A 6,258-nucleotide genomic window follows, 5' to 3' on the forward strand; every position below is an offset into this window, starting at 1 on the left:
TGCTCCAATTATTTGTATTGCTTCTCGTACCAACGTTGAACTTCGGCAGACACACGTGCATGGTCTGGATGCTTGTCATTCAAGTAGGCTTCCGACTTCATCAATGATTGAATGTTTTCACCACCGCTTTGCTGTGTGTTTGAAGGCGGTGTATCTTCTTGAAGTTGCTGACCAAAGTAAGCGGCCATTTTTAAAACGAGCGGGTTATTGCCAAATTCAGGGCTATTTACTTCTTCGGCTGTCAAAATTCCGTTTTGAATAGCGTTTTGTGCTGCAGCTTGAGCAAAGCCAAAGTTTTTATCGGTATCGCCCTTCCAGACCTCTGTCATAGCCTGTACGCATCCCTCAGCATCAAGCGCCGCAGTTTGCTGCATAAGTTTTGGTAATAACTGGTTGTATTCGCCAAGCAAGAAATTCAGCTTTTCACCATCAAAACCCGCAGCACGTGCACGCTCTAGGAACTCTTTGTTTTCCGGAATAGCTTTGAACTCTTCATAATCAAAGCCTTCGATATCGACTTTGTAATCATCGATAGATTCAGGAACTACAGATGGTTGTTGCTGCTCTTGACCACCTTGACCGCCCTGATCGCCACCGTCTTGAGTAATAGGCTCTTGACCACCACCTAAAGCAGAAGTTTGAGTCTGTGTTTGCTCTTGGTTGTTATCTTGCTGAATGTTTTGATCAGTCATTGTCTTGTTCCTTATAGTTCGGATCGTTTGCTTGATTAATGTTGTTTACGATGAAGTTGATAACGCCTTGCTCACCTAGCCTGCGACATGTTTCACGCTCCCCACCTTTATCGTTAGACACAAAGGCGTCTTTGCAAAAAACTGTGGTTAAGTGCTCAAGTACGCGCTGCCCGTTAATGTCTAAATCAAATACATTTCGGTACGTTCCAGGGGTTGCTCGCTTCAGACGTTTGGTGCGTACAAAATTGCCTTGTTCTTTACTTTCATCTACGTCTTGAACAGGTAATTGACGCTCGGAAAGTTCATGCTTAAGTTCAATATTTTTTTGCTCTAAAACTTCTGCACGTTCCCACTGCTCAAACCTTTTGGCTTCCAGTTCAGAAATTTCATCTAATGCGCCGTGGTACTTACTTTCAAGCTTGGTTTTAGTCTCCAAATGAAGTCGGTTTTCATCCCAATACTTTTCTTCAAGAATGACTAATCCACGGCGCTGCACAAACAACGCAACACATGCTACAAACAGCAAAATAGATAAAATCGCTATAACAATGATCATTGCACCACCTCAGTTCCTAATGTCCCGCCCATGTTCTTAGCCAGAGCATCGGCACCTTTTTCCATAATTGCGGCTTGCTGCTGTTGCGCTGCCTGTTCTTCTTTAGCCTTTTGACGTGCTTCACGTAGACTTTTCACTTCATCTGCAGTACGCATGATTGTTTGTGGAACGCCTCGTCCTGTGCCTGTAACCACTGCTACGGCATCAAAATCAATGTTGTCTAAGATTGTTGGTTCTACAGATGCCATTTGACCTACGCTTGCCACAAACTGTTCAGTTGCGATGACCTCCGCCATACGTTGAGCTAATGCAAATGGAGATACGAATTTGAAAGACAAATTGCGACCTAAAAGCTCTTGTGGCGGCTGACCTAATGCACCAGAACGCAAGGCAAGCCCAAAGCATCGATCTAAAATTGAAAGGAGATATTCAGTCTGTAGACGGCCGTACATTGGCCCAAGCATTTGACGGATTAATTCAACGCGAGTGTGGATCTCTGTGGCTGTCATCTGCTGTGTACCAACTGGCGGCAACTGGTCTGCCATAAGCTTTTTGCGAATGCCGCCTTGCAAGTTGGTTAGCAGATATTCAGAGATTTGAAAGTTAGTGCCATCATCTAGACGTTTCATAGAATCAACACTATTCGCAATAATGACTTTACGCGGCCCAATGCGAACTGTATGCGGGTTTAATACGCCGTCATCCTCAGCAATCCACATACCGCCGATTTGAAGATCTGCTGCACGAACTGTATTTTTCATAAGCTCGTTAGCCATCTTCGCGTCAGGCAATGCAATCGTCATTTGACCATTGCCATAGTTTGAGTTTGGCAAACGGCGTAAGCGCGGGATAGCACAAGGAAACTCGTGATAGCCCGACTCTTTCATGATTTGGCTATTTGCGATATCGATATGATAAGACGCGAAAGGCATTGCTTTATTGAGCTGTCCTGAACCCTTCTGTTTACGTGGCTCAATGACATGCAAAAGCTTATAACGTGTATCTGGCGCTGTTCTTGCCATCTGTACGACTTGAAGATGACAATTCTCTTCACCATAGGTATTGATCATTGTCTCGGCTGTCATCTCATGTTCGCGGTAAATCGTATCGATCTGACCATCTGCACGAGTTGAAGCTATGAAACAGTTACCAATGTGCCAAGATTCAAAAACATAGCCGCCGCCTGCCTCTCGATCGATGTCAGTGTAGAGAACACCCCATCCAGCCGTAACGATATCGGTGACCGTTTCAAAGCTTTCACTATCGAAATTAGCAGCATGAATATTGCGCCAAATAAATTGGCACACATCCTCAAGCCAGCGCTCACCTTCTGTTAGCTCAGAAAGGTTATCAATGCCATCCGGTTGTGCTTTAAACCAAATAGAGTTAGCAGGCGTTACACCTGACATGATCATTGACGTTAAAACTTGAACTGAATCTGCCGCTGTAGAGTCGTAGAGATCAGCACGTTCATTTTCTCGCTGACCCTTGTTATCTGTTGTAGAGCTAAAGTTTTGCTGACGTTCAGGCGCTCCGAATTTGTAGCATTCAGACCAATGTGATTCATGAATAGCGCGCTCAAGTCTTAATTGACCTAAGCGGCGACAAAACTTTTGAGCGCCGTTATCCATTAGCCACCGCCTAACTTAGTTTTTGTTGCCGCGCCACTGTCAGGTGTCAAAGTTGAACCTAACGCGCTAGTTTGGTTTAGAGTGCGACGCTGTGCTTTTTTGGCATTGGTTTCAGTCACAGCCTTTTGCGCTGCTGCTGCCGCGTCTGCTTCTGGATCTTGTCGAACAACTTTCCCACCGCACATAATTAACCCCGCGTCCAGCCTTTAGGGCTTAAGTAAGGTGTTCCGTCAGTAGGAGCTTCTGCGGATGCATTAGCCATGTCGGTTGTTTTTGCAGGAGTTGTACGGCGCAACTGGCCTTGAAGTGCTTTCTTATCTGCTTCGGCTGCTTCAAGTTGCTTGCGTAGCTCTTCAATCAAAGCAGCTTGATCAACCGTTGATTCTGTAGAACCTTCTGTTGATTGGTTTACGTCTGCCTTTGTGCCATCAGGCTGTTGCTCAGCTGCGTTTACTTCATCAGTTGGTTTGGATTCATCAACCGTTGATTCTGGTGTTGCACCTGGTGTCTTAACTTGTCGAGTACTAGCCATAAAAAAGCCCCATTCGTTGTGAATAGGGCTAGTGTTGAGTGATGTATGTTTGGGTTTGCTGTGTGATTATCTTGTTGTTATGGTGTCTATATCTTTATATTCCAGAACTTTAAAAACATTTTCTTTGGTATTGATCTCTTTCAATAACACCTTATCTCCACTCATATCAATTAAATGCCATTTTCTTGAGTCATTCTTTATGACTACCACACTATTTACCTTGTTATCTTTGACCAATCTTCCAGCATCACTCCCACTAACATATGGCAAACAAAATATTAATAAGATAATTACAATTTTAAATACATTATCAAATATTACATCCTCTCGTTTGATTGGAATTAATGGACCAACAAACAAAGGATCATTGTATTGTCTATTTTTAAAAACTAATGAAGCCAAGAACATGGATGTTAATAAATAAAATAGAAATAAAACAACACCAAAATAATCAGAAATTTCGAAGCTGATACTAAATAAGTGCTGAAAAATTCCGTTAAAACTTAGGTACAAAGCAAAAAGGGAGAAAAAAATTAAAGACGCTGTTCTTTCAGATAATTTTAATCCAAAGGTACAACCGATAAAGATCCCGCCTAAAAATATTAAAATGATTTTAAAAGATGATATAAAAAGAATTTGAGGTGTTAAATTTTGTATATACCAACCAACCCCCAAAGCATTATAAAACCCAATTTTAAAAGTTAAAGAGACACCAACACTTAAAAAAAATAATATTGTTAGTATCTCAATAAAAGAAGCCCTTTTTAAATATTCGATGATTAAATTCATTTTCGCTAAACAATTAATAAATTCAGCAATAATTTAAATTAAATTCAACGTTTCTTCACGTTTTAATTGCTTCCCCCTTGAGCGCTTGCTCTACTGCATACATCATCAAACGAACGTCGTCTTGATCGTCGAATTCGTCATGAATTTTTAGAGCCCTGTCTATTCGCTTTTGCAGTTCCCCCACTTTCGCTTGCTGGTGCTGCCATACCTGATCAGCAATCGTCATACTTATATTTGGATAGAAGCCGAACTCATCATTAAATCGGTTCCAGTTTGGCCCGAGATGATTTTCCATCATCTCTTCACCAGTTGTTTCAATTAGCCACGCTTCTAATTCTAGGTTTCTGCTCATTTCCCTATTTCCTCATCTAACTGATCAATCACGCTGTCTAACTCATCTAAAAAGTCTTGCTGACCGATCTTGTATGTGTATGTTTGCCACTCACCTTCACGTGGGTAGCGCTGTAATCCTGTTTCTGTCTTCCATAGCTCAATGAACGCGTCGCCGTTGTCATAATTTGGAATTCCACCGCGTGACCATTCCGAAACTGTAGAAGCGCCAGAGATCGGCAAAACATGTGCAATCGTTTCGTGCGTCCAACCCAATTTGCATAGGTCTAAAATCATTCTGTTGAAGTCTGGGCGTTTGTAAGCACGTTGTTTTAATAGAAATTCTTTGGTTTTCTTTTTCATCTCACGGTTAATAAAACGCGCGCGTGCGCGAGGAGAGTTCGTTTCTGCTATCAAATCACTCAGACTGCTCATATGATTTCCCTCAAATTTCCCAAACTTTTATTTTGATCAAGCCACCTTTGACCATCTCGCCACGTTTCACATGCAGTACATCGAATTGCTCATCATCGATACAAAATTGACACTTCACTAAACTGTCGATTGTTGCCTTCAAGTAGTTATCGATATCCCTTGTTTTACGGTCTGGAAAATAGAAAGTAACATCCATTTTCAAACGCATATCAGTCATGAGCATTGGGACAATGGTTCGTACGTAGTTATGAAAATCCTGTGCTTTTTGCGTTAATGTCCACTTCTTACCCTTGGTTACTTGCCAATAGTTATTTACTGACGGCGGTATCATCCAAATTTCAGCGTCTAAAATTTCATTTTCCTCACCAGTTTTATTTTGCTCTGATTTGAGTTTTAAACGTGTTTTTACTTGATGACGTACCTTTGCATCATTTTCCTTTTTCTGTTGAGCCTTGGAAGAAATAGCGCGGTTTCTGTGAGCTTTTAAGTGCGCTTCTAGCTGTTGCTCGCTCCATCTCATGCAATTACCCCTATTTCACGTTTGTTATTTAAAAAAGCTTCATTGGTTTTTCCTACGTATCGACACCAACCAAAACCGTCTTTCCAAAAGAACCAACCGCCTTGCCAATTGCTCCAGTAAGTTCCGTCTGTTTCGATGTGAGTACTTCCCATTGGGGCGTTCATGCAAAGTCCTCCAAGTTGCCAACAAAGCCCACATCACGAAGATATGAACCAAGTTCTTGTAGCGATTGAGGATCACGAAGTTTTGCAGCGATACGCGATTCAAAAGATTTCTGAGTTTCACCAACGTTTGCGTACATCGATGCAAATTGATCAAAGTTGCAAAGCTTTGAAGCAAAGGTTTTGATTTGGCTATCACTCAATCCTTTTTGTTTTGAAGGTGTGCTGGTGGATTTAGATTTGCCCTTAGGCGTTTTTAAATTTTGTAGACGATAGATCCAATTGTTCATCCAAGCCTGTGCAGTTCGCTTTTCCTGAGCTACTGACCACTGAGCAAAGTTTTTAAGCTCTTTCAAAATTTGTTCATTGGTTAAATCTGGATTTTCATTTTTCGCTTGTGCAGTGAAATCAGATTGAACTGAATATTTTTTTGAAAGCTCAATCAGTGTGAATAGATTTTTGTCTGCTCGGTGGTATTCAATCGAGTCAGAAAAAATATCTGTTCCAGAGTTATCAACAGGCAATTTCTTTTTTTTATTATCTAAAGAATTCTTATTATCTATTGTGAGTTCGCCTACCGAACCAGTATTAGTTCGATTACCGAACTGGTTC

The 6,258-nt window shown here is 41.4% G+C and carries 10 protein-coding genes and 1 pseudogene; all 11 read right to left on the reverse strand.

The window, feature by feature from the left end; genetic code table 11:
- Positions 1-8: 8 nt before the first annotated feature.
- Positions 9-692, reverse strand: a complete 684-nt coding sequence (locus AC056_RS06290; protein ID WP_077163051.1) for a hypothetical protein — start codon at positions 690-692, stop codon at positions 9-11.
- Positions 685-1,248: a hypothetical protein gene (locus tag AC056_RS06295; RefSeq protein ID WP_077163052.1), complete on the reverse strand. Its 564-nt coding sequence runs from the start codon at positions 1,246-1,248 to the stop codon at positions 685-687. The genes AC056_RS06290 and AC056_RS06295 overlap by 8 nt, the downstream gene beginning before the upstream one ends.
- Positions 1,245-2,879: a portal protein gene (locus AC056_RS06300; RefSeq protein WP_077163053.1), complete on the reverse strand. Its 1,635-nt coding sequence runs from the start codon at positions 2,877-2,879 to the stop codon at positions 1,245-1,247. The genes AC056_RS06295 and AC056_RS06300 overlap by 4 nt, the downstream gene beginning before the upstream one ends.
- Positions 2,879-3,064: a hypothetical protein gene (locus tag AC056_RS06305; protein WP_077163054.1), complete on the reverse strand. Its 186-nt coding sequence runs from the start codon at positions 3,062-3,064 to the stop codon at positions 2,879-2,881. Before AC056_RS06305 ends, AC056_RS06300 begins: the two co-directional genes overlap by 1 nt.
- 2 nt (positions 3,065-3,066) lie before the next feature.
- The gene (locus tag AC056_RS06310) at positions 3,067-3,411 is read right to left on the reverse strand and encodes a hypothetical protein (protein ID WP_077163055.1); all 345 of its coding nucleotides are present in this window, start codon (positions 3,409-3,411) and stop codon (positions 3,067-3,069) included.
- Between the two features lie 66 nt (positions 3,412-3,477).
- Positions 3,478-4,200: a hypothetical protein gene (locus AC056_RS06315; RefSeq protein WP_077163056.1), complete on the reverse strand. Its 723-nt coding sequence runs from the start codon at positions 4,198-4,200 to the stop codon at positions 3,478-3,480.
- A gap of 55 nt (positions 4,201-4,255) precedes the next feature.
- Positions 4,256-4,552 (reverse strand): hypothetical protein, encoded by a 297-nt coding sequence (locus AC056_RS06320; protein WP_077163057.1) that lies wholly within the window; start codon positions 4,550-4,552, stop codon positions 4,256-4,258.
- Complete coding sequence (locus AC056_RS06325) at positions 4,549-4,965, reverse strand: hypothetical protein (RefSeq protein ID WP_077163058.1); 417 nt, start codon at positions 4,963-4,965, stop codon at positions 4,549-4,551. Before AC056_RS06325 ends, AC056_RS06320 begins: the two co-directional genes overlap by 4 nt.
- A gap of 10 nt (positions 4,966-4,975) precedes the next feature.
- Positions 4,976-5,485 carry a RusA family crossover junction endodeoxyribonuclease gene (locus AC056_RS06330; RefSeq protein ID WP_077163059.1) on the reverse strand — a complete coding sequence of 170 codons (510 nt, stop codon included), beginning with the start codon at positions 5,483-5,485 and terminating at the stop codon, positions 4,976-4,978.
- The gene (locus tag AC056_RS19560) at positions 5,482-5,649 is read right to left on the reverse strand and encodes a hypothetical protein (RefSeq protein ID WP_167370370.1); all 168 of its coding nucleotides are present in this window, start codon (positions 5,647-5,649) and stop codon (positions 5,482-5,484) included. The genes AC056_RS06330 and AC056_RS19560 overlap by 4 nt, the downstream gene beginning before the upstream one ends.
- Positions 5,646-6,258: pseudogene (locus tag AC056_RS19830) on the reverse strand (hypothetical protein); the annotation flags it as partial. The pseudogene AC056_RS19830 and the gene AC056_RS19560, both read right to left, overlap by 4 nt.

Source organism: Acinetobacter genomosp. 33YU (assembly GCF_001990725.1).
Taxonomy (GTDB): Bacteria; Pseudomonadota; Gammaproteobacteria; order Pseudomonadales; family Moraxellaceae; genus Acinetobacter; species Acinetobacter seifertii.